The organism is Prodigiosinella aquatilis (assembly GCA_030388725.1).
GTDB classification, from domain to species: domain Bacteria; phylum Pseudomonadota; class Gammaproteobacteria; order Enterobacterales; family Enterobacteriaceae; genus Prodigiosinella; species Prodigiosinella aquatilis.
Genome location: CP128857.1, coordinates 4,320,622 through 4,340,798, shown reverse-complemented (window position 1 = coordinate 4,340,798; position 20,177 = coordinate 4,320,622). Strand labels below are relative to the sequence as shown.

At 52.7% G+C, this 20,177-nt stretch carries 19 protein-coding genes; 16 read left to right on the top strand and 3 right to left on the bottom strand.

The window, feature by feature from the left end:
* Nucleotides 1-32 precede the first annotated feature (32 nt).
* From PCO85_20200 to nifM, 11 genes are all read left to right on the top strand, one after another.
* Nucleotides 33-248 carry a NifT/FixU family protein gene (locus PCO85_20200; protein WJV53450.1) on the top strand — a complete coding sequence of 72 codons (216 nt, stop codon included), beginning with the start codon at nucleotides 33-35 and terminating at the stop codon, nucleotides 246-248.
* 15 nt (nucleotides 249-263) lie between these two features.
* A complete protein-coding gene (locus PCO85_20195) occupies nucleotides 264-926 on the top strand; it encodes a NifB/NifX family molybdenum-iron cluster-binding protein (GenBank protein ID WJV56153.1) in 663 nt (220 codons plus the stop codon).
* 280 nt (nucleotides 927-1,206) lie between these two features.
* Nucleotides 1,207-2,580: a nitrogenase iron-molybdenum cofactor biosynthesis protein NifE gene (gene nifE, locus PCO85_20190; GenBank protein WJV53449.1), complete on the top strand. Its 1,374-nt coding sequence runs from the start codon at nucleotides 1,207-1,209 to the stop codon at nucleotides 2,578-2,580.
* Between the two features lie 10 nt (nucleotides 2,581-2,590).
* Nucleotides 2,591-3,976 carry a nitrogenase iron-molybdenum cofactor biosynthesis protein NifN gene (gene nifN / locus PCO85_20185; GenBank protein WJV53448.1) on the top strand — a complete coding sequence of 462 codons (1,386 nt, stop codon included), beginning with the start codon at nucleotides 2,591-2,593 and terminating at the stop codon, nucleotides 3,974-3,976.
* Complete coding sequence (locus tag PCO85_20180; protein ID WJV53447.1) at nucleotides 3,963-4,430, top strand: NifB/NifX family molybdenum-iron cluster-binding protein; 468 nt, start codon at nucleotides 3,963-3,965, stop codon at nucleotides 4,428-4,430. The genes nifN and PCO85_20180 overlap by 14 nt, the downstream gene beginning before the upstream one ends.
* 265 nt (nucleotides 4,431-4,695) lie before the next feature.
* A complete protein-coding gene (gene nifU / locus PCO85_20175; GenBank protein WJV53446.1) occupies nucleotides 4,696-5,520 on the top strand; it encodes a Fe-S cluster assembly protein NifU in 825 nt (274 codons plus the stop codon).
* A 25-nt stretch (nucleotides 5,521-5,545) separates the two neighbouring features.
* Nucleotides 5,546-6,754, top strand: coding sequence for a cysteine desulfurase NifS (nifS, locus tag PCO85_20170; protein WJV53445.1), 1,209 nt, complete (start codon nucleotides 5,546-5,548; stop codon nucleotides 6,752-6,754).
* A 13-nt stretch (nucleotides 6,755-6,767) separates the two neighbouring features.
* A complete protein-coding gene (nifV, locus tag PCO85_20165) occupies nucleotides 6,768-7,916 on the top strand; it encodes a homocitrate synthase (GenBank protein WJV53444.1) in 1,149 nt (382 codons plus the stop codon).
* Between the two features lies 1 nt (nucleotide 7,917).
* Nucleotides 7,918-8,178 (top strand): nitrogenase-stabilizing/protective protein NifW, encoded by a 261-nt coding sequence (locus PCO85_20160; protein WJV53443.1) that lies wholly within the window; start codon nucleotides 7,918-7,920, stop codon nucleotides 8,176-8,178.
* Nucleotides 8,175-8,618: a nitrogen fixation protein NifZ gene (locus PCO85_20155; GenBank protein WJV53442.1), complete on the top strand. Its 444-nt coding sequence runs from the start codon at nucleotides 8,175-8,177 to the stop codon at nucleotides 8,616-8,618. Before PCO85_20160 ends, PCO85_20155 begins: the two co-directional genes overlap by 4 nt.
* Nucleotides 8,618-9,406 (top strand): nitrogen fixation protein NifM, encoded by a 789-nt coding sequence (gene nifM / locus PCO85_20150; GenBank protein ID WJV53441.1) that lies wholly within the window; start codon nucleotides 8,618-8,620, stop codon nucleotides 9,404-9,406. The genes PCO85_20155 and nifM overlap by 1 nt, the downstream gene beginning before the upstream one ends.
* A gap of 285 nt (nucleotides 9,407-9,691) precedes the next feature.
* Here nifM and PCO85_20145 read toward each other — a convergent pair whose 3' ends face one another.
* Entirely contained in the window at nucleotides 9,692-10,939 is a 1,248-nt protein-coding gene (locus PCO85_20145; protein WJV53440.1) for a glycoside hydrolase family 68 protein, read from the bottom strand.
* Between the two features lie 451 nt (nucleotides 10,940-11,390).
* On the bottom strand, nucleotides 11,391-11,921 hold the full coding sequence (locus tag PCO85_20140; protein ID WJV53439.1) for a flavodoxin: 531 nt from the start codon (nucleotides 11,919-11,921) through the stop codon (nucleotides 11,391-11,393).
* A 369-nt stretch (nucleotides 11,922-12,290) separates the two neighbouring features.
* On the opposite strand from PCO85_20140, the gene nifL reads away from it, so the two are divergent.
* The 4 genes from nifL (at nucleotide 12,291) to PCO85_20120 (ending at nucleotide 17,446) form a co-directional block, all read left to right on the top strand.
* Nucleotides 12,291-13,778 carry a nitrogen fixation negative regulator NifL gene (gene nifL, locus PCO85_20135; protein WJV53438.1) on the top strand — a complete coding sequence of 496 codons (1,488 nt, stop codon included), beginning with the start codon at nucleotides 12,291-12,293 and terminating at the stop codon, nucleotides 13,776-13,778.
* Entirely contained in the window at nucleotides 13,775-15,346 is a 1,572-nt protein-coding gene (nifA, locus tag PCO85_20130; GenBank protein WJV53437.1) for a nif-specific transcriptional activator NifA, read from the top strand. Before nifL ends, nifA begins: the two co-directional genes overlap by 4 nt.
* Before the next feature lie 178 nt (nucleotides 15,347-15,524).
* Nucleotides 15,525-16,931, top strand: coding sequence for a nitrogenase cofactor biosynthesis protein NifB (nifB, locus tag PCO85_20125; protein WJV53436.1), 1,407 nt, complete (start codon nucleotides 15,525-15,527; stop codon nucleotides 16,929-16,931).
* Nucleotides 16,931-17,446 carry a nitrogen fixation protein NifQ gene (locus PCO85_20120; protein ID WJV53435.1) on the top strand — a complete coding sequence of 172 codons (516 nt, stop codon included), beginning with the start codon at nucleotides 16,931-16,933 and terminating at the stop codon, nucleotides 17,444-17,446. The genes nifB and PCO85_20120 overlap by 1 nt, the downstream gene beginning before the upstream one ends.
* A 45-nt stretch (nucleotides 17,447-17,491) precedes the next feature.
* Here PCO85_20120 and PCO85_20115 read toward each other — a convergent pair whose 3' ends face one another.
* Nucleotides 17,492-18,388: a LysR family transcriptional regulator gene (locus tag PCO85_20115; GenBank protein ID WJV53434.1), complete on the bottom strand. Its 897-nt coding sequence runs from the start codon at nucleotides 18,386-18,388 to the stop codon at nucleotides 17,492-17,494.
* 478 nt (nucleotides 18,389-18,866) lie between these two features.
* On the opposite strand from PCO85_20115, the gene PCO85_20110 reads away from it, so the two are divergent.
* Nucleotides 18,867-20,177: a M20 family metallo-hydrolase gene (locus PCO85_20110; protein WJV56152.1), complete on the top strand. Its 1,311-nt coding sequence runs from the start codon at nucleotides 18,867-18,869 to the stop codon at nucleotides 20,175-20,177.

The window sequence follows — 20,177 nt, the reverse complement described above, 5'->3', positions numbered from 1 at the left end:
CCGGGTCATTGTCTGCCGCAAAGGAGGACCCAATGCCAATAGTGATTTTGCGTGAGTGTAATGAGCACCTCTATTGCTACATCGCCAAGCTGGATCTGGAAGCTAAAGTGACAGGTATGGAGTTTGATCGACACGATTACTGGGGTGGTCGTGTCGAGCTGGAAGGCGGAAAGGCCTATTACATCAGCCCGCAAGCGGGTAAACCGGCATTCCCGGTCAGCCTGCGGGCGACCCGATCCGAACCCTGACAGGAGAAGAGGATGATATCTAAAGACGATATACTGTTCTGGCGGTTGTTTGCGTTAATCCAGTACATGCCGGAGTTGACCCCAGCGCAGTTGTTGAACTGGCTTTGTCAGGAAAGCGATGCCGGGTTGGATCTGGAGCAATTACCGTCGCTGTCTCTGGGAGAGCTTGAAGCGCGTTTCCCCGGCGATGTATCCATCATGACCCTTAATCGCTGGCAACAGGTGATGAATTGTCTGAACGGTGAATTACCGGAACACTTGTCGGTAGAACCCCGTCATCTGATGTCGAACCATTTGCTGGTGGCTTTTGCCTCGCAGGATGGCCTGACCATTAATGGTCATTTCGGCCAGTGCCGGTTATTTTTTATTTACGCGTTTGAGGGGGAATATTCCTGGCTGTACGCGTTGCGCCGTTATCCTGGCGAGTCACCGGATCAGGAAGGCAACGACGTTCGCGCTGACTTGCTGAAGGATTGCCATCTGCTGTTCTGCGAAGCGATTGGTGGCCCGGCCGCCGCCCGGATCATCCGCCACAATATTCACCCGGTGAAGGTCACGCCCGGCACCAGCATCTCGTCTCAGCGCGAGATGTTGCAAACCATGCTGGCTGGCGATTTACCACCCTGGTTGGCCAAACGGTTGGGGAAAGACAACCCGTTGGACAATCGGGTGTTTTGATCGCGGCCTGACGCTTTGTCATGCCCGTGCCGGCGGGCATTCACCGGCTTACGCCAATGATAAGGCATCGATCTCAGCATGTTCTGTATTCTGTCCCTTTCCCCGCGTTCGATTTTCTCCCGATGTTTCCCCGCTGCCTGATGGCGTGAATAGGCGTCGTTACGTCAATTGTCCGCTTTGTCAGAAAACTGACATCCTTATTCTCTTAAAAATCAACCAATAACATCTGGCCTGCGATTTGCAGTGTCCTGGTAGTGGCAACTTACAGGATGAGGCTGAGATGAAGGGGAATGAAATACTGGCGTTACTCGACGAACCGGCTTGTGAACATAACCATAAGCAAAAGTCGGGATGCAGTGCGCCAAAACCTGGAGCGACGGCGGGAGGCTGCGCCTTTGACGGTGCGCAAATTACGCTGTTGCCATTGGCGGATGTCGCTCATCTGGTGCATGGCCCTATCGGCTGTACCGGCAGTTCCTGGGATAACCGTGGTAGTCGGAGTTCCGGCCCGACGCTTAATCGGCTGGGATTCACCACCGATCTTAACGAGCAGGATGTGATCATGGGGCGCGGTGAGAGGCGGTTGTTTCATGCTGTGCGACATATTGTCAGCCACTATAAGCCGGCGGCGGTGTTTATCTACAACACCTGTGTACCGGCGATGGAAGGGGATGATATTGAAGCGGTATGTCGTGCGGCCGAGGTCGCGGTGGGGGTGCCGGTCATCGCTATTGACGCGGCAGGTTTTTATGGCAGTAAAAACCTCGGCAACCGTATTGCCGGGGAAGTGATGGTCAAAAAGGTCATTGGGCAGCGCGACCCGGCGCCCTGGCCGGAAGATTATCCTCTGGCGGTGGAGCATCGACACAATATCGGTTTGATTGGTGAATTCAATATTGCCGGGGAGTTCTGGAACGTATTACCGCTGCTGGATGAATTGGGTATCCGCGTACTGGGCAATTTGTCTGGCGATGGGCGTTTTGCCGAGATCCAGACCATGCATCATGCCGAGGTGAATATGGTGGTGTGTTCGCGGGCGTTGATTAATGTCGCCAGAATGCTGGAACAGCGTTACCACATCCCGTGGTTCGAAGGCAGTTTTTATGGGGTGCGGGCCATGTCAGAGGCGCTGCGTGCGCTGGTGACGCTGATCGGGGACGAGGATTTGATACAGCGCACGGAGGCGATGATCGCCCGCGAGGAAGCGGTCGCCGAACAGGCGCTGGCACCGTACCGTGAGCGTTTGCGCGGTCGGAAAGTGCTGTTGTATACCGGCGGTGTGAAATCCTGGTCGGTGGTTTCCGCATTGCAGGATTTAGGCATGACCGTGGTGGCAACCGGAACGCGTAAATCTACTGAAGAAGACAAGCAGCGCATTCGCGAATTGATGGGGGAGGAGGCACTGATGCTGGATGAGGGTAATGCCCGAACCTTGCTGGATGTGGTGTATCGCTACGGTGCTGACATCATGATTGCCGGTGGCCGTAACATGTACACCGCGTACAAGGCACGGCTGCCGTTCCTCGATATCAATCAGGAGCGTGAGCATGCGTTTGCGGGCTACCGAGGCATCGTTACGTTGGCAGAGCAACTCTGTCTGACGCTGGAAAGTCCGGTTTGGCAGCAGTCTCATCAGCGTGCCCCCTGGCATTAAGGAGAACAGTATGGCGCAGATTATTCGCAATAAAAAACCCTTAGCTACCAGCCCGATCAAAAGCGGACAGCCACTGGGGGCGATCCTGGCCAGCCTGGGGCTTGAACAGAGTATCCCGCTGGTTCATGGCGCACAGGGTTGTAGTGCGTTCGCTAAAGTATTTTTTATTCAGCATTTTCACGAACCGGTTCCGTTGCAATCCACCGCGATGGACCCGACTACCACCATCATGGGTGCCGATGGCAACATTTTCACCGCGCTTTCCACGTTGTGCCAGCGTAATGCACCGAAGGCGATTGTGATTGTGAGCACGGGTCTGTCTGAAGCGCAGGGCAGTGATCTGTCCCGGGCGGTGCGTCAGTTTCGTGATGATTTTCCCCGTTTTAAGGCAGTGGCGATCCTGACGGTCAACACGCCGGATTTCTATGGTTCGCTGGAAAATGGCTTCAGTGCGGTGGTGGAAAGCGTGATCCAACAATGGGTGCCGGAAAAACCGCCGGTGGGGATGCGTAACAAGCGGGTCAATCTGCTGCTCAGCCATTTGATCACGCCTGGCGATGTGGAGCTGATTCGTAGCTATGTGGAAGCCTTTGGTCTACAGCCGGTGATACTGCCGGATTTGTCGTTATCACTGGATGGTCATCTGGCGGGTGGTGACTTTCATGCTGTGACTCAAGGGGGAACATCGCTGCGCAACATCGAACAGATGGGACAAAGCCAGAGCACCATTACCCTCGGTGGGTCGCTGCATCGTGCGTCTAGTCTGGTGGCAATGCGCAGTCGTGGATTGTCGCTGAATCTGCCGCACCTGATGACGATGGCGAATGTGGATCGATTTATTCATCATCTGCAACAGCTGTCCGGGCGTGATGTGCCAGGCTGGATTGAACGTCAGCGCGGGCAATTGCAGGATGCGATGATTGACTGCCATATGTGGTTACAGGGACGACGGCTGGCACTGGCGACGGAAGGCGATTTACTGATGTCATGGTGTGACTTTGCTCTCAGTCAGGGAATGATACCGACACATCTGCTGGCACCGGTTAATCAGCAGAGCCTGGCGACGCTACCGGTGGAGCAGGTGGTGATTGGCGATCTGGAGGATTTGCAGGCCATGTTGCGCCTGACGCCGACGGATATGCTGGTGGCGAACTCTCACGCGGTGGATGTAGCGGAGCAGTTTGGTATCCCACTGATTCGTGCCGGCTTTCCGATTTTTGATCGCCTGGGAGAATTTCGCCGTCAGCGTCAAGGGTATGCCGGTATGCGCGATACCCTGTTCGAGCTGGCGAATTTGATGCAGGAACGTCATCACCATCAGCCGGTTTATCACTCGCCGCTGAAGCAGCATTTTCCTCCGGTGCAGATGCGGGAGGCGCATCATGTATCATGTTAATCGTCATCTCAGTACCATCAGCGCCGCCGTGTGGTCGATGAAGGTCGCTTTCGCCAGTTCTGATTATCACCATGTGGATCAGCATTTTGGCGCCACGCCACGGCTGGTGATTTATGGCGTCAAGGAAGATCAGGTCACACTGCTGAAAGTAGTGGATTTTAACGTGCAGTACGGTCATCAGGAAGACAAGTTGACCTGTCGGATTGATGCGCTGGAAGATTGTGTGACGCTGTACTGTGTGGCGATTGGCGATACGGTGTTCCGCCAGTTATTGCAGGTCGGTGTGCGTGCGGTACGGGTGCCGGCGGATACGTCGATTGCGATGCTGTTGCAGCAAATTCAGCAATGCTGGAAGCCGATGGAGCAAATGACAACACGACGACAGCGCGATCCCGATCGTTTCGAGCAGTTGATGGCGGAAAGAGAATGGCACGAGGAGGATGATGCGGGTTAATTCTCGCTTGTATGGGATAGTGCACTCTGCTTGCGTCGACGTGACCTGACAGAATGTCATTTCTGTGACAAAGCTTACATAAACCACGACATTTTCGTGGTTTTTTTTCGGGCTGCATTTCCCTATCTCATTGATATACCTTCTTTTGTGTGACTGGCATCACATTTGCTCTGTTTTTACTATCCAGACCATAAGACAAGCGCCGTTGAGGATGAGCGATAGCAACCATCTTTCGCGTCTCAACCAATTCAGTAGGGAGCAGAGAATGTGGAACTATTCTGAGAAAGTGAAAGATCATTTTTTTAATCCACGCAACGCCAAAGTGGTACCGGAAGCCAATGCCGTGGGTGATGTGGGTTCCCTGAGCTGTGGGGATGCGCTGCGCTTGATGCTGCGAGTGGATCCTGACAGTGAAACCATTCTGGATGCCGGTTTTCAAACCTTCGGTTGTGGCAGCGCCATCGCCTCCTCTTCCGCGCTGACCGAACTGATTATCGGTCGTACGTTGCTCCAGGCTGAGCAAGTGACCAATCAGCAAATTGCCGACTACCTTGATGGATTACCGCCGGAAAAAATGCACTGCTCGGTCATGGGACAGGAGGCGTTGCGTGCAGCCATTGCCAGCTATCGCGGTGAATCCCTGGAGGATGACCACGAAGAGGGGGCACTGATCTGCAAATGCTTTGCCGTCGATGAAGGGCAGATTCGGCGCGCGGTGGTGGCCAACGGCCTGACCACGCTGGAAGAGGTTATCAATTACACCAAAGCGGGCGGCGGTTGTACGTCCTGTCATGAAAAAATCGAGCTGGCGCTGGCGCAGATCCTGCGTGAACAACCGGTGGCGGCGGTAACGGCGCCTTGTCCCAAAAATGAAAACTGGCAATCCGTGGCTGAGGTAGTGGCTGAACTGCGTCCCCACATTCAGGCGGATGGCGGTGACATGTCGCTGGTCAATGTTAGCGAACAACAGGTGACGGTGGCGCTTTCCGGTAGTTGCAGTGACTGTATGATGACCGACATGACGCTGGCCTGGTTACAGCAAAAACTGGTTGAACGCGTTGGGCGCTACATGGAAGTGGTGGTGGCGTAACTTTTTCTGTGATGAGGAGCAGGTAATGAAAAACGTGTATCTGGATAACAATGCCACCACCCGTATCGACCCGATGGTGCTGGAGGCGATGCTACCGTTCCTGAGTGATTACTATGGCAATCCCTCGTCCATTCATGATTTTGGTGTGCCCAGTCGCGGAGGAATGGAGCGGGCACGTCAGCAAGTTGCCAGCCTGTTGGGTGCGCAACATGACAGCGAAATCATTTTTACGTCCGGTGCGACCGAAGCCACATCGACTGCTATTTATTCCGCGGTCACGCTGGCGCCGGAAAAACGCGAAATCATCGTTACCGCCGTGGAACATCCGGCCACTCTGGAGGTATGTGAAAACCTGGAGCGACAGGGTTATACCATTCATCGGTTAGCGGTTTCTCCTGAAGGCGCGTTGGATCTGGCGGCATATCGCCAATTGCTCAGTGAGCACGTCGCGCTGGTCAGCGTGATGTGGGCCAACAATGAAACCGGGGTAGTCTTCCCGGTGAGAGAGATGGCCGCGTTGGCCCATGAGCACGGAGTGCTGTTTCACTGCGATGCAGTGCAGGCGGTGGGCAAAATCCCCATTGCGCTGTCAGCGACGGAAATAGACATGCTCTCCTGTTCCGCCCATAAAATTCATGGCCCGAAAGGGGTTGGTTGTCTTTATCTGCGTCGTAATACCCGCTTTCGTCCGTTGCTGCGCGGCGGTCATCAGGAGCGGGGACGCCGGGCCGGGACAGAAAATATTGCCGGTATCGTCGGTATGGGCAGCGCCTGTGAACTGGCGGAAGTGCATCAACCCATGATGGATGCCTCCATTGCTCAACTGCGGGATAAGCTACAACACGGGCTGGAACAGGCAGTTTCCCATGTCATGGTGATGGGCGGCGATCAACCCAGAACGCCGAATACGCTGAATATTGCGTTTGAATTTATCGAAGGGGAAGCAATTTTATTGCTGCTGAATCATTGCGGTATTGCCGCGTCCAGTGGCAGCGCCTGTACGTCTGGGTCGCTGGAACCGTCGCATGTGATGCGGGCGATGAGCATTCCGTATACCGCCGCGCATGGCAGTATCCGTTTTTCGCTTTCACGTTATACCCGTGAAAAAGAGATCGATTATGTGATTGAGCAGGTACCACCGATTGTGGCTCGACTGCGAACGCTATCACCCTACTGGCAACAAGGTAAGCCAGCTGCATCTCACAGCACCGACTTTGCACCGACTTATGGCTGAACAGGAGAAAAGCATGGCCCAGGTGATCATCAACGACACCACCCTGCGGGATGGTGAGCAAAGTCCCGGTGTGGCATTCCGGGCCAGTGAAAAACTGGCTATCGCTCAGGCGCTGGTGGATGCAGGTGTGCCGGAGCTGGAGGTGGGAACGCCGGCAATGGGGGCGGAAGAGCGTGCGTCGATGGCGGCAGTACGGCGACAGTTGCCGGATACTGTCATGATGGCCTGGTGCCGGATGAATGCAGAGGAGATCCGCCAGGCTGCCGATCTCGGTATGGACTGGGTGGATATTTCTGTTCCTGCCTCGGATTTACTGCGGGAACAAAAGCTGCATCAGCCGTGGTCGTGGGTGGAAACGCAACTGGCTTCGTTGAGCGACCTGGCCCGGCGTCAGGGATGTCGGGTGAGCATCGGTTGTGAAGATGCTTCCCGTGCCAGCGATGCCGCACTGTATATGTTGGCCGGTCTCGGCAGTGTCGTGGGGGCGGAGCGGCTGCGTTTTGCCGATACGCTGGGGATCCTCGATCCCTTTACCACTTTTGCGCGCATTACCGGGTTGCGTCAGCATTGGGATGGCGAGATAGAAATGCATGCGCATAACGATTTAGGGTTGGCCACCGCCAATACGCTGGCTGCGGTCAAGGCCGGTGCGACGCACGTGAATACCACCGTGCTGGGGCTGGGAGAACGGGCGGGCAATGCGGCGCTGGAAACGGTCGCGTTATCGTTGCAAACCTGTCTGGGGCGGGATTGCGGGATTAATTTCGCACGGCTGCCGGCGTTATGCCGTCAGGTTGCAGATGCAGCTCAACGCCACATTGATGTACAGCAACCGCTGGTAGGCGAACAGGTATTTACTCATGAGTCGGGTGTACATGTGGCGGCACTGTTACGCCATAAGGATAGTTATCAGGGTATCAATCCTGCATTGATGGGGCGCGAATATCGGCTGGTGCTGGGAAAACACTCGGGACGCCAGGCGGTGGATGGTATTTTTGCCCGTCTGGGTTACCGGCTCGACAGCCGGCAAATCCAGGGTATTTTGCAAGTAGTCCGTACCTTTGCGGAAAACTGGAAGCGCAATCCTCGTGAGAGTGAACTGGTGCAAATCTATCAGGATCTGTACGGGGTAGATAACGAACGGCACTGTCAGGAAGGATAAAATGATGGAGTGGTTTAATCGATTACCGGGGGTTGCAGAGCTGGAGTCGGCAGAGTCGTTTTTTGCGTTTTTTGACCTACCTTATGATGCGTCCTGGTTAAGAAAATGTCATTTACCGGTTCTGCGTGAATTTCACCGCCGTTTGGCGGCGGCGGTGCCGTTGCGTAATAACCTGGAAGATAGCACAACCGCCGACTGGCAACTGGCGCGACGCTTGCTGGCAGAAAGTTATCAGCAGATACAGCCGGGAGCATCGCAATGACATCCGTATTTGCATTTGGTGAGCAGGTGAGGGTGATTCGCCCGCTGCGCAATGATGGCACCTTTGCCGGAAAAGCCCGCGGTGAGCTGTTGATACGCCGCGGCAGTCTGGGATATGTGCGCGAATGGGGGCATTTTTTACAGGATCAGATCATCTACCAGGTGCATTTTATCAGTGAAGATTGCATCGTCGGCTGTCGTCAGCAGGAACTGATTTCTGCCACGCTCCCCTGGGATAGCGACAGCTTTCAGTATGGTGATCGGGTTAGTGCTGCGCAGCCCCTATCAATACAGGGTGAAATTGTTATCGCTCAGGGCGTGGTGGGGCACATTATCGGGACAGATGAAGGGTCACAACGTGACTGTTATGCGGTGATATTTGGTGAACGGCTGTTTCAGGTGCCATCGTCCGCGTTGATTAATCTGGAGATTGACGGCTGATGCGGATTCCCTGGCAACGTTACAGTCGTATTAAGCTGGCGCAGCAGCGTTGGCACTGTGAACCGGAACAGCTTCCCGCTGACGCACTACCCCAGTTTATTCAATATGTTGAGCGACAGATAGCGCTGGAAGCTGCTGTTGTGGCCGCCGCGCAGCAACGTCTGCCAGCGGTGGATGAGCAAATATTACACCGCGTACAGCAATCATTGGCGCAAGAGTTGACGATCGCCGGTTTTCCCGATGCGGAGCAGCAGTCGATTATCCGACATCACGCGTTAATGGATCAACAACTGGCATGGGTTGCGGCGCAGACGCCACTACCGGATGCTGAGGTGGTGGTGCAGTGGTATCGACGGCATGCTGATCGTTTTTACCGTCCCGAACAGCGTAAGGCGCGTCATCTGCTATTGACCATCGATGAAAATCGCCCGCAAATCTGCCAGCAAATGGCGATGCTGCATCGGCATTTGTGTGAAGATCCTCACCAGTTCGACACACTAGCGCGCCGTTATTCTCATTGTCCGACCGCGATGGAAGGTGGACTAATGGGATGGGTGAGTAAAGGGTTACTGTATCCGCAGCTGGAAAAAGCACTGTTTGCCTTATCGGCGGAGGCATTGAGCGCACCGGTGGAAACGGAACTGGGTCTGCATTTACTGCTGTGCGAGGCGATTCGCCCGGCAGGATTACTTTCAGAAGCAGAAGCGCTGCCCGGCGCGGCAAAACAGTTATTCCTGCTGCGGCAAAAGCAGTTTCAGCGACAGTGGCTCCAGCAGTTGCTGGCATAGTCATTGCCGTCGCCATGTCCGTGCGAAAGCGCATTGTTGTAAATAGTGCAGAGCAAAGGTTCTGGTAAAAAAGGAATAGAAATGATGTGGGCGCTGCGCAAAGGAAAGGCGGCGCCCTGGTTTATGGTCACCCTCAGGACGAAGTGCGACCGGTGAATAAAGCTTTCAGCTTCTGAGACATTTGGGTCAGCTTCTGAGACCTTTGGGAAAGGAAAAACTCAGTTCGAGCCCCTATTTGTAACAGCGCCGCCTTTAATGCCAGGAGAAAAGGTTAAATTTCTATCCTTATTTTACAATTACATCTTCCATTGCTGGGATATAACCGTAATCATAAACACTATCAACAAAAGATCGGTCACCTTCCAATACTATTTTCACCGTTGGTGCCTCTGTGCCGCCAATTCGATAAGTGCTATTGCCAGTTGGAACGTTATCAATAAAAGAGGTGACTAAACCATTAGGCATTACATAGTGTGAATATGTTTGGAAAGGTTGTGACGGTGGATTACCTAAAACCAGACCAGAACCATTCATTGGAGAATAAGGGCCGGTTAGATTATCACTAAAGAAACCATAAACGCCATCAGGGCCGTTTAATCCATCTGCATAAGTATATTTATGGCTAATAGTAAATAGGTAATATTTACCCTCTTTGAAGACAAAGTGAGGACGCTCAGTTTGGTCGTTAACACCAACAGCAGTAACCAGCGGTGGTAGTATTTCCCACTCGTCACCGGAAAGATCTTTAGCAACAGCTAAACCGATGCAACCGACCTGATACCTGGCGTTTCCGATATCCTCATAGCCAGGAGGGACGATACCCATTTCTTCGTCTCCGACAATGTGTGAGCCACGTTCACCTGCAACATTGCCTTCGAATACCATGTATAACTTGCCATCGTTTTGATCGATGAAAGGACTGGGGTCTCGGAAGTTCCAATATAGATTTTGCTCTTCAGTTTGATAAATTACGCCATCGGCTGAAAATAACGGTTTAACCTCATTAAATTCAACTAACTCAACACTATTATCTGAAGTTGAAATCTTTCCTCTGACTTTTGCAATAGTCGCGCCTGGCGTCACACACGTGTAATAGAGATCAATATCTCCATCATCATTCAACAAAATAGGGGTGCCTGCCCATTCCCGAGTAGTTGGCGATACACCTTCGGCCATAACACGGCCACCGAAAATCCAATCTTTGCCAGTACGAGAATACCAGAAGCAAATTCGTGCTCGGCCATGCCGGTTATTCCAGTCTTTGGTAATATCATAATTACCATTACTATCGAGGTATTCAGGATCGTTAATATTACGCTTGGCAGTTAAAGTAAAAATCACTGACCATCCATTAACAGAGACGATTGCCCCATCCAGAGTTCGAAGAGGCATAGTATCCCAGATGAACACGTCATCACTCATAACCGGGAAATCAGAACTAACAATAGGCTGAGTTGTAGTGGGATCATTCTCATTAACTTTGAGAGCATCGGCTCGAGTCCAGATTGTTGGTTTGTAATTTATTCGTTTCATAAAAAATCCTTAAAAAGCATATTGAAATATTAACAACTCGAATGAGTCAGCTTAAGGATTGCAATATTTAATAAAGAAAGCGCTCTAATTTAGTTGTGTGAGAAACCTGACAATATATTTATTAAGAAAAATTAAAGGGTATATGACGCTATTGCAAATAACAGTGGGTGGAAACCTAAAGCTTCATCTTTGTTATTGGCGCAGCATATGAATTATTTCCATCGTCGGCATTTTCAGGGTGAGATCATCTTTGGCTGTGCATTGGTATTGTAAGTTCGGCACAAGCCCTGGCCTGCGCCGGAATCTTGACGTTGCCAGGGAAAAACCGATTTTATGATCCTATTTGCAACTGTGCTTATAGGAAACATCCATGAATAACCATCGAGGGTATCAGTGGGATAGATCCCCGCATTGGCGGGGATGATCGGAATAGCGATTGGACGCACCGGTATTACATAATGGCGGGTTTGATCTGCGCCAGCCAGTTGTCAACTCGCTCTTCGGTCAGGTCGTATTGATTATCCTGATCGATGACCAGCCCGACAAATTTATCCTCAACCAATGCGGCAGATGCGTTGAACTCATAACCGTCATTGGGCCACTCTCCCACCACACTGGCTCCGCAACCGGTAACGATGTCGTACAGCGTTTTCAGACCACTGGCAAAGTTATCAGGGTATCCTTGTTGATCCCCCAACCCGAATAGCGCGATGGTTTTGCCCTGAAGATTGGCGCTTGCCAGTGTATCGGTGAATTCCAGCCAGGATTCACTTTCGCAACCGACATCGCAACCTGGTAGTTGCCCGTCACCCAGTGTCGGGGTCCCCAGTAACAGCACCGGATAGGAGAGCAAATCCTCCAGTGTGGCGCGATTGATATTGACCGGTGCATCCGCCATGTCGCTCAGTTTCTTGTGGATCATTTTGGCAATTTTGCGGGTTTTCCCGGTATCGGTGCCAAAGAATATGCCAATGTTAGCCATGAATACGCTCCTGACAGATAGATGAATAAAGGAAAGCAACCATCCTCTTGATGGAAGTCTCACTCCGTCATAATGCGAATGCTATGCCAGCTTTATCATGCACATTTGTAGAGCAAATCTACATGATTATTGCTCTGTTTTTGAGCAATTGAATGATAGAAAAGAGGATATAAATCCTTGTGTGCCAAGGCTTTTAACCCTTTGTCGCGTAAAACCCGCATCAAGATCAATGTTTAGTTATGTTAATCAATAAAAGGCATGGGGTTTGCAGGGTTATTGCCTACTGACAATCAACTGACTGTGATGTCGGGTGAGGTCACAAATTGTCGTAAACAAGACATCACAAACTGTACCGTATGGGAGTGTTCTATGACGATCAACCTGACGGCTGAATCATTTCCTTTAGGAGAGATAGCCAGTCATTTATCCCGACAGCATCCATCGTTATTTTCAACAGTCGTGGAGCAATCGTCGGTGGCTATCTCCCTTACCAATCCCGATGCGCACATCGTGTATACCAACCCGGCGTTTTGTCACCTGACCGGATATAGCCTTCAGCAGTTAGTGGGGCAGAATCACCGTATTTTGGCCAGCCAGCAGACACCGCGCGAGGTCTATCACGACATGTGGCAGTGCTTGTTGCAGGGGTGTGCCTGGCGTGGGCAGCTGATCAACCGCCGCCGGGATGGCAGCCTTTATCTGGCAGAAATTGATATCACGCCGATTTTCAATATCGCCGGTGAAGTGGAACATTATCTGGCGATGCACAAAGACATCAGCGAACGCTACGCGCTGGAACAGCGGCTGCGTAACCATATGACGATGATCACTGCCGTTCTGAATAATATTCCTGCTGCTGTGGTGGTGGTGGATGAGCATGATCAGGTGGTGATGGATAATCTGGCGTATAAAACGCTGCGTGCTGATTGCGATGGACGGGAGTTGCTCACGGTGCTGGGGTATCCGTTAAACAAACATGCATTGCAAGAAGGCGAACGGGTGTCGGTAACCATTCGTGGCACGGTACGCTGGTTGTCTCTGGGGTACTGGGCATTGCCCGGCGTCAACGAAGAAGCCAGTCGTTATTTTACTGATACAGCCTTGCCCCGCACCCTGATTGTGATTACCGATTGTACTGAACAGCAGCAACAGCAACAGCAGGGCCAACTGGATCGTTTGAAACAACAGTTAACCAATGGCAAGTTGCTGGCGGCAATTCGTGAATCGTTGGATGCGGCGCTGATTCAGCTTAACTGCCCGATTAATATGCTGGCCGCCGCTCGGCAGTTGAACGGTGAGAATGGCAATAATGTCGCACTGGAATCTGCCTGGCGCGAAGGTGAAGACGCAGTGGTGCGCTTGCAAGCTTGCCGTCCATCACTGGACTTTGAACCGGCGGAAATGTGGCCACTCAAGGCACTGCTGGATGATTTGTCCGCGCTTTACCATACCCGTTTTAGCAATGGCGATTGTCTGCGCTATGCGCTGGAAGTGCCAGAGTTGTGTGCTTTCGTTCAACGTACCCAGCTCCTCGCCATGCTCAGCCTGTGGCTGGACCGAACACTGTCACTGGCCGCGGAAATTCAGCCTTTTACGTTGGATCTGCATATTTTTGCCCGTCAGGATAACCACTGGCTGGTGCTGTATATCGACGACAATGTCCCACTGGAACAGGTGCGTTACTCCCGTTCACAAGCGGCGTTATCCACGCCGGGTAAAGGGATGGAGTTGCGGCTGATACAAACGTTGGTGGCGCATCATCAGGGCGCGATCGATCTCACGCTCCGCCCTGCCGGAGGAACCTGCTTAACCCTGCGTTTACCCCAAACCTCGTCACTGACAGGAGGCACAAAATGACACATCTCCCTGATACGGGCAAAGTGGTATGGCGTTTTGACTTGTCTCAGCAGTTTACTGCTGTGCAACGTATCAGTGTGGCATTGAGCCGCACCACGGACGTTGGTAAAGCACTACAGGCGGTACTGCGGATACTGCATGATGATGCATTTATGCAACATGGCATGATTTGCCTGTTTGACAAACAGCGTGGTGCGCTGGTGATCGAAGCATTACATCGCGCGGATGAGCATGTGGTTGCCAGCAGCAGCCAGATACGCTATCGCCCGGGAGAAGGGCTGGTGGGAACCGTGATGAGCCAGCGGCAGCCACTGGTGCTAAAGCGCGTGGCAGACGATCAGCGTTTTCTCGATCGTTTGAGTATCTATGACTATGACTTGCCTTTTATTTGTGTCCCGATCCCCGGACTGGATCAGCAACCTATTGGTGTACTGGCGGCACAGCCGATGGCACTGTATGAGGATCGCTTACCAGCCAGTACCCGTTTCCTGGAAACGGTGGCGAATCTGACCTCTCAGACGGTACGGTTGATGCAGCCGGTGCGTCGGGATAATGACGGCCCGGTGGTATCATCGCCGTCACCCGCCTGTAAAGTGTCTCGGCCGTTTGGCTTTGAAAATATGGTGGGAAAAAGCCCGGCCATGCGCCAGACGATAGACATTATTCGCCAGGTGTCCAAATGGGATACCACGGTGTTGGTGCGGGGAGAGAGTGGTACCGGTAAAGAACTGATCGCTAATGCTATTCACTATAATTCCCCACGTGCCTCCGCGCCGTTTGTAAAATTCAATTGTGCGGCACTGCCGGATAATTTGCTGGAAAGCGAACTGTTCGGCCATGAAAAAGGGGCGTTTACCGGCGCAGTGCGTCAGCGTAAAGGGCGCTTTGAATTGGCGGACGGCGGCACGCTGTTTCTGGATGAGATTGGCGAAAGCAGTGCATCATTTCAGGCCAAACTGCTGCGTATTTTGCAGGAAGGTGAAATGGAGCGGGTCGGGGGCGATGAAACCATCAAGGTGGATGTGCGGATCATTGCCGCCACCAACCGCAAACTGGAAGAGGAAGTCCGGGCCGGTAATTTTCGTGAAGACCTCTATTACCGGTTGAATGTCATGCCGGTATCGCTACCGCCGCTGCGTGAACGCCAGGAGGATATCATTGAGCTGGCCCATTTCCTGGTGCGGAAAATCGCCACTCATCAGGGACGGCAATTGCGTATCAGCGACGGTGCTATCCGTCTGCTGATGAGCTACAGTTGGCCGGGCAACGTGCGGGAACTGGAAAATTGTCTGGAAAGGGCAGCGGTGATGACGGAGACCGGGCTGATTGACCGGGATGTGATTCTGTTCAATCACCATGACTCTGCGCCGTTACTCCCAAAATCCTCGGCTCCCATCCCGACGGATGAAAGCTGGCTGGATCAAAGTCTGGATGAACGTCAGCGATTGATTGCCGCGCTGGAAAAAACTGGCTGGGTACAGGCTAAAGCAGCCCGTTTACTGGGGATGACGCCGCGTCAGGTGGCCTACCGCATTCAGATCATGGATATCAACATGCATCGTCTGTAAGCATTTGCGGCGTTGTGGCATTTGTCACAATGTCAGCCTCAATGCCGCAATGATGACAAATCTATCAGTGTGCTTTTTAATTTTATCTCATTGTTTATTATTGTGTTTTTTTAAGATGGTCGAACGGTATGGGTTTTGCACCAGCAAAAGTATGATTCCGTAACCGCAGACGATAGCCATGACATCTTGTTCTTCTTCATCAGGGTCGCTCCGTTGTCATACCGACAATGCCGAGACATTCACGCCACTCCAGACCAGTAAGGTTGCTCATCACCCTTGTTATTCGGTCAGTGGTCATCATCAGTATGCCCGTATGCATCTGGCGGTTGCGCCAGCCTGCAATCTGCAATGCAACTACTGTAATCGTAAATATGATTGCAGCAATGAGTCGCGCCCGGGGGTTGTGTCTGAATTGCTAACACCGCAACAGGCGGTTGCCAAAGCCCAACAGGTTGCTGCCGCCATTCCTCAGCTTTCGGTTGTCGGTATCGCCGGGCCAGGCGATCCGCTGGCCAATATCGGACACACGTTTAAAACACTTGAACTGCTGCGTACCCGATTGCCTGACCTTAAATTGTGCTTATCCACCAATGGATTAATGTTGCCAGGCGCGGTGGACCGGCTGGTGGATGTAGGTGTTGATCACGTTACAGTGACAGTGAATACCCTGGATGCGGATATCGCCGCTCAAATCTATGCCTGGTTATGGTTGGATGGTGAGCGCTATAACGGACGTGAAGCTGGTGAAATTCTGCTGGCTCGGCAGGAGGAAGGGATCCGTCGGTTGACGGAAAAAGGTGTACTGGTGAAGGTGAATTCGGTCCTGATTCCCGGTATTAACGATGTGCATATGTTCGAAGTCAGTCAGCAGGTGCGGGCGTGGGGGGCTTTTTTGCATAACATCATGCCGCTGATTGCCAAACCGGAACATGGCACGGTGTTTGGTCTTAATGGGCAACCGGAGCCGGATGCTGCCTGTCTGGCGGACGTGCGGGCGCGTTGTGGCACGGTGATGTCGCAAATGGCGCACTGCCAACAGTGCCGGGCTGATGCCATCGGTATGCTGGGTGAAGATCGTAGTCAGATGTTTCCGTTGTCGGCGTTACCCGCACAGCCACCGTCTTATTTGCCACTGCTACATCAGCGTGCGCAGCTTCATGCCAGCATCGCTTCTCGCGGTGAATCGGAAGAGCCGGAGGCTTGCCTGGTGGCGGTGGCGTCTTCTCAGGGAGAGATTATCGATTGTCATTTCGGGCATGCGGAACGCTTCCAGATCTACAGCTTGTCGGCGGCGGGCGTGATTCTGGTGAATGAGCGTTTCACGCCGAAATATTGTTATGGCGCGGCTGACTGTGACCCCACCGATAGCGATGACAAAATGGACGCGGTGCTGGCGCTGCTGGCGGATGTTCAAGCTGTGTTTTGCGCCAGAATTGGTTATGCCCCGTGGCAGAAACTGGAAAACAGCGGCATTGAACCCTGTGTCGAGGGCGCATGGCAGAATGTGACGGACGTACTAACGACCTGGTGGCGGCAGCGGCAGCTCACTGTGTGTGCCTCAGGCGATGAAAAAGGAGTGGCCTGATGAAACCGCAGGAAAAATGGTTACGGCGATTGCTGTCGTTGCATGATGCCGGCACCGCCTGTTTTCCCAGCCAGATGGGGCTGAACAGTGAAGCGTGGCGCGAGTTATTGTGGCGTCTGGACTGGCGTGCGCCAGCGCCTGATCCTCAGCGGGACCAACGCCAGGCGTTGATGACCGAGCTGCAACACGCCCGTCTTGAGGAAAGCGCACAACTGGCCGCGTGGTTGGGGTTACATATGGCGGAGGATGCGTCTCCCATGCATCAGTTTATCGCCTGTGCGTCGATGGGATTTAATCATCTCTGGCAGGATTTAGGACTGGATTCCCGCGCCGAATTACGTGAACTGATGATTGACTGTTTCCCTACGCTGGTCGTCATGAATCACCAAAATATGCGCTGGAAAAAATTCTTTTATCGCCAGCGCTGTCTGCAAATGGACGGGGATCTGGTGTGCCGTTCGCCCAGTTGCGGTGACTGTTGCGAATGGGCGCTGTGTTTTGCTCCGGAAACCTGATCTTTGGCGTGAATATCATTGGAGACAGAAAAACCATATGAATGCTCAGCGGCAATATTGGCGAAAGAGCCGGGCTAACTGCACACTCATCGGCGATAGCATGGTGTCTTTGCGCTGTATCAGATAAAACGTGGCTTTCGGCAAGGGTTGTTCCAGCTCCAGTATCACCAACCGTTCACTCAGTATCGGGGCTTGCGCCACATCCCGCGACAGGACACTGAGAAAATCACTTTTGGTGACCATACTGACACTGGACATCAGGGTTTCGCAGATCATGCTGATGTGTGGCGGCGTTGCCAGGCTGTTGAACATATCGAACAATTGCTTGTAATAGCTTCCCCGGGGGGTTGGCATGGTCCATTCGCAGTCCCGCAATGCATCCAATGTGCGGGCGTGCTGCATCGGATGTCCGCGACGGGCCACCACGCAATATTCCTTTTCCATCAGTTTTTCGTATAACAATTCGTTATCAAAAGGAGCTTCGGAATAGGTGTTGATCGTGAAATCAATTTCACCCTGACGAAGTTCATGCAGCATAGACACCAGATGTCCTTCCATCACACGAATCTTTACCTGCGGATAAAGCCGGTGAAAACGGGTGATAATCTCTGGCATCACGGTATGAGCAATACTGGCACCTACCCCAATACTTACCCGGCCACTGGCTTGTCCCAACCGTTGTTGAATATCCTCATGAGCGACCCGCAACTCTTCCATAATCAGGCTGGCGTGGCGGAAATAGGCTTCCCCACAGTCAGTTAGCGACATACCCTGACGGTGGCGCAGGAACAATCTCGCCCCGAGACACTCTTCCAATTCCTGAATCGACTTGGTCAGCGCCGGTTGTGAAATACTCAGCAACCGCGATGCCGCCCGAATACTGCCGTGTCGAGCCACCTCAACAAAGGTACGTAGCTGATTCAGTTTGACCTGCGACGCCATGACATTTCCTGATAACTAAAATCTATCACCAAAAAGATATTCGTATCTTATATGTACCGGTTGGTTTGTGTACATTGAAAAAAACACAGGAGCCGGATAGTGATTTATCCCGATCGTCAGCAGACGGCAGGCTCCCGGACAGGACAATCCTGAGCCCTTTTTGAAACGGCAACGATCGACGCGTCATGGACGTTATTTCTTCCCGTCGCTGGTGTAAGACACCAGCGACGGGAAGCGTAATAATTTTCTGCCAGCCAAGGCTTTATTCTGCTGGTGGCCGGGTTGTTTCTGTTTCAAAGAGAGAATTTATGTTTTTTATCTATCGTCAGTGTCTGCTTTTATTTTCTTTCTCCTTGATCGGATACCCAGGATGTCAGTATCCACGCCTCATGCCGCCATTTTTTAGCGTCCGGCCATTCCCAATGCTTATTTCCCGCTACTTCACATGGGTAGCCAGATGAAAACTGAGAGAACCGCTATGTATTCAGAGTTATCACAACGCGTTAATGAATTAGTCCCTTATTTAACCCGGCAACGTCGTGATCTGCATAAATATGCAGAATCTGGTTGGCTGGAGTTTCGAACCGCCACGTTGGTGGCGGAAGAACTGCATCGACTCGGTTATACCCTGAAGCTTGGCCGCGACGTGATTAAGGCCGAAGCCCGTATGGGACTGCCTTCAGAGCAAGTATTGAAGGAGCAGGAGCAACGAGCGATAGAACAAGGCGCCCTACCACAATGGATAGCGCATTTCTCCGGTGGCTTCACCGGCATCATGGCCGTGTTGGAAACCGGTCGGCCAGGGCCGGTGATGGGGTTCCGCGTAGATATGGATGCGCTGGATTTGAATGAGCAACTGGATGGCGAGCACCGTCCGTTCCGTGAGGGGTTCGCTTCCTGCAACGCCGGTATGATGCACGCCTGTGGTCATGATGGACATACCACCATCGGGTTGGGGCTGGCACAGGTGTTGATGGCCATGCGTGACCAACTGTGTGGCACCATCAAACTGTTATTTCAGCCAGCGGAAGAGGGGACTCGCGGCGGCAAATCAATGGCCGAGTCGGGCATTGTGGATGATGTCGACTATTTTACGGCTATCCATATCGGTATCGGCGTACCTGTCGGACACCTTGTGTGTGGCAATGACACCTTCATGGCTACCACCAAAATGGATGTTACCTATCGTGGTGTGGCCTCTCATGCTGGCGGTAAGCCTGAAGAGGGGCGTAATGCCTTGCTGGCGGCGGCGCAGGCCACCTTGGGACTACACGCTATTCCCCGTCACAGTGGCGGTATCTCCCGCGTTAACGTTGGGGTGTTGCAGGCGGGAACCGGGCGTAATGTCATCGCTTCCCACGCCATGATGAAAGTGGAAACCCGCGGTGCCACCAATCAGGTGAATGAATTTATCTATCAGCAGGCGTTGCAGGTTATTCATGGCGCGGCTGCCATGCATGGCGTGGAAGTCGATGTGGCACTGATGGGGGCGGCACAATCCAGTAAACCCAGTCAGGAATGGGTGACCTATATCCACCGTCAGGCCGAGGGGATTGCGGAACTTACACATATTGTCGATCGCCAGGAGGGTGCTGCCGGTTCCGAGGATGCCACGTATCTGATGGAGCGGGTGAAGGCGCACGGCGGTTTGGCGTCCTATGCTATTTTCGGCACCGAACTGAGTGCGGGTCATCACAATGAAAAATTCGATTTTGACGAAAGCGTTATTCCGGTCGCGGTGAAAACCCTGGCAGCATTAGCGCTGAATATCAAAACGTTCAAGGCATAG

Excerpts from the sequence above, each read along its gene's own strand:
- PCO85_20110 (WJV56152.1), top strand. The coding sequence starts at position 18,867 with ATGTATTCAGAGTTATCACAACGCGTTAATGAATTAGTCCCTTATTTA.
- nifA (WJV53437.1), top strand. The coding sequence starts at position 13,775 with ATGACACATCTCCCTGATACGGGCAAAGTGGTATGGCGTTTTGACTTG.
- nifM (WJV53441.1), top strand. The coding sequence starts at position 8,618 with ATGCGGATTCCCTGGCAACGTTACAGTCGTATTAAGCTGGCGCAGCAG.
- nifU (WJV53446.1), top strand. The coding sequence starts at position 4,696 with ATGTGGAACTATTCTGAGAAAGTGAAAGATCATTTTTTTAATCCACGC.
- PCO85_20115 (WJV53434.1), bottom strand. The coding sequence starts at position 18,388 with ATGGCGTCGCAGGTCAAACTGAATCAGCTACGTACCTTTGTTGAGGTG.
- PCO85_20160 (WJV53443.1), top strand. The coding sequence starts at position 7,918 with ATGATGGAGTGGTTTAATCGATTACCGGGGGTTGCAGAGCTGGAGTCG.
- nifE (WJV53449.1), top strand. The coding sequence starts at position 1,207 with ATGAAGGGGAATGAAATACTGGCGTTACTCGACGAACCGGCTTGTGAA.
- PCO85_20145 (WJV53440.1), bottom strand. The coding sequence starts at position 10,939 with ATGAAACGAATAAATTACAAACCAACAATCTGGACTCGAGCCGATGCT.
- nifB (WJV53436.1), top strand. The coding sequence starts at position 15,525 with ATGACATCTTGTTCTTCTTCATCAGGGTCGCTCCGTTGTCATACCGAC.
- nifS (WJV53445.1), top strand. The coding sequence starts at position 5,546 with ATGAAAAACGTGTATCTGGATAACAATGCCACCACCCGTATCGACCCG.
- PCO85_20200 (WJV53450.1), top strand. The coding sequence starts at position 33 with ATGCCAATAGTGATTTTGCGTGAGTGTAATGAGCACCTCTATTGCTAC.
- nifL (WJV53438.1), top strand. The coding sequence starts at position 12,291 with ATGACGATCAACCTGACGGCTGAATCATTTCCTTTAGGAGAGATAGCC.
- PCO85_20180 (WJV53447.1), top strand. The coding sequence starts at position 3,963 with ATGTATCATGTTAATCGTCATCTCAGTACCATCAGCGCCGCCGTGTGG.
- nifN (WJV53448.1), top strand. The coding sequence starts at position 2,591 with ATGGCGCAGATTATTCGCAATAAAAAACCCTTAGCTACCAGCCCGATC.
- PCO85_20120 (WJV53435.1), top strand. The coding sequence starts at position 16,931 with ATGAAACCGCAGGAAAAATGGTTACGGCGATTGCTGTCGTTGCATGAT.
- nifV (WJV53444.1), top strand. The coding sequence starts at position 6,768 with ATGGCCCAGGTGATCATCAACGACACCACCCTGCGGGATGGTGAGCAA.
- PCO85_20155 (WJV53442.1), top strand. The coding sequence starts at position 8,175 with ATGACATCCGTATTTGCATTTGGTGAGCAGGTGAGGGTGATTCGCCCG.
- PCO85_20140 (WJV53439.1), bottom strand. The coding sequence starts at position 11,921 with ATGGCTAACATTGGCATATTCTTTGGCACCGATACCGGGAAAACCCGC.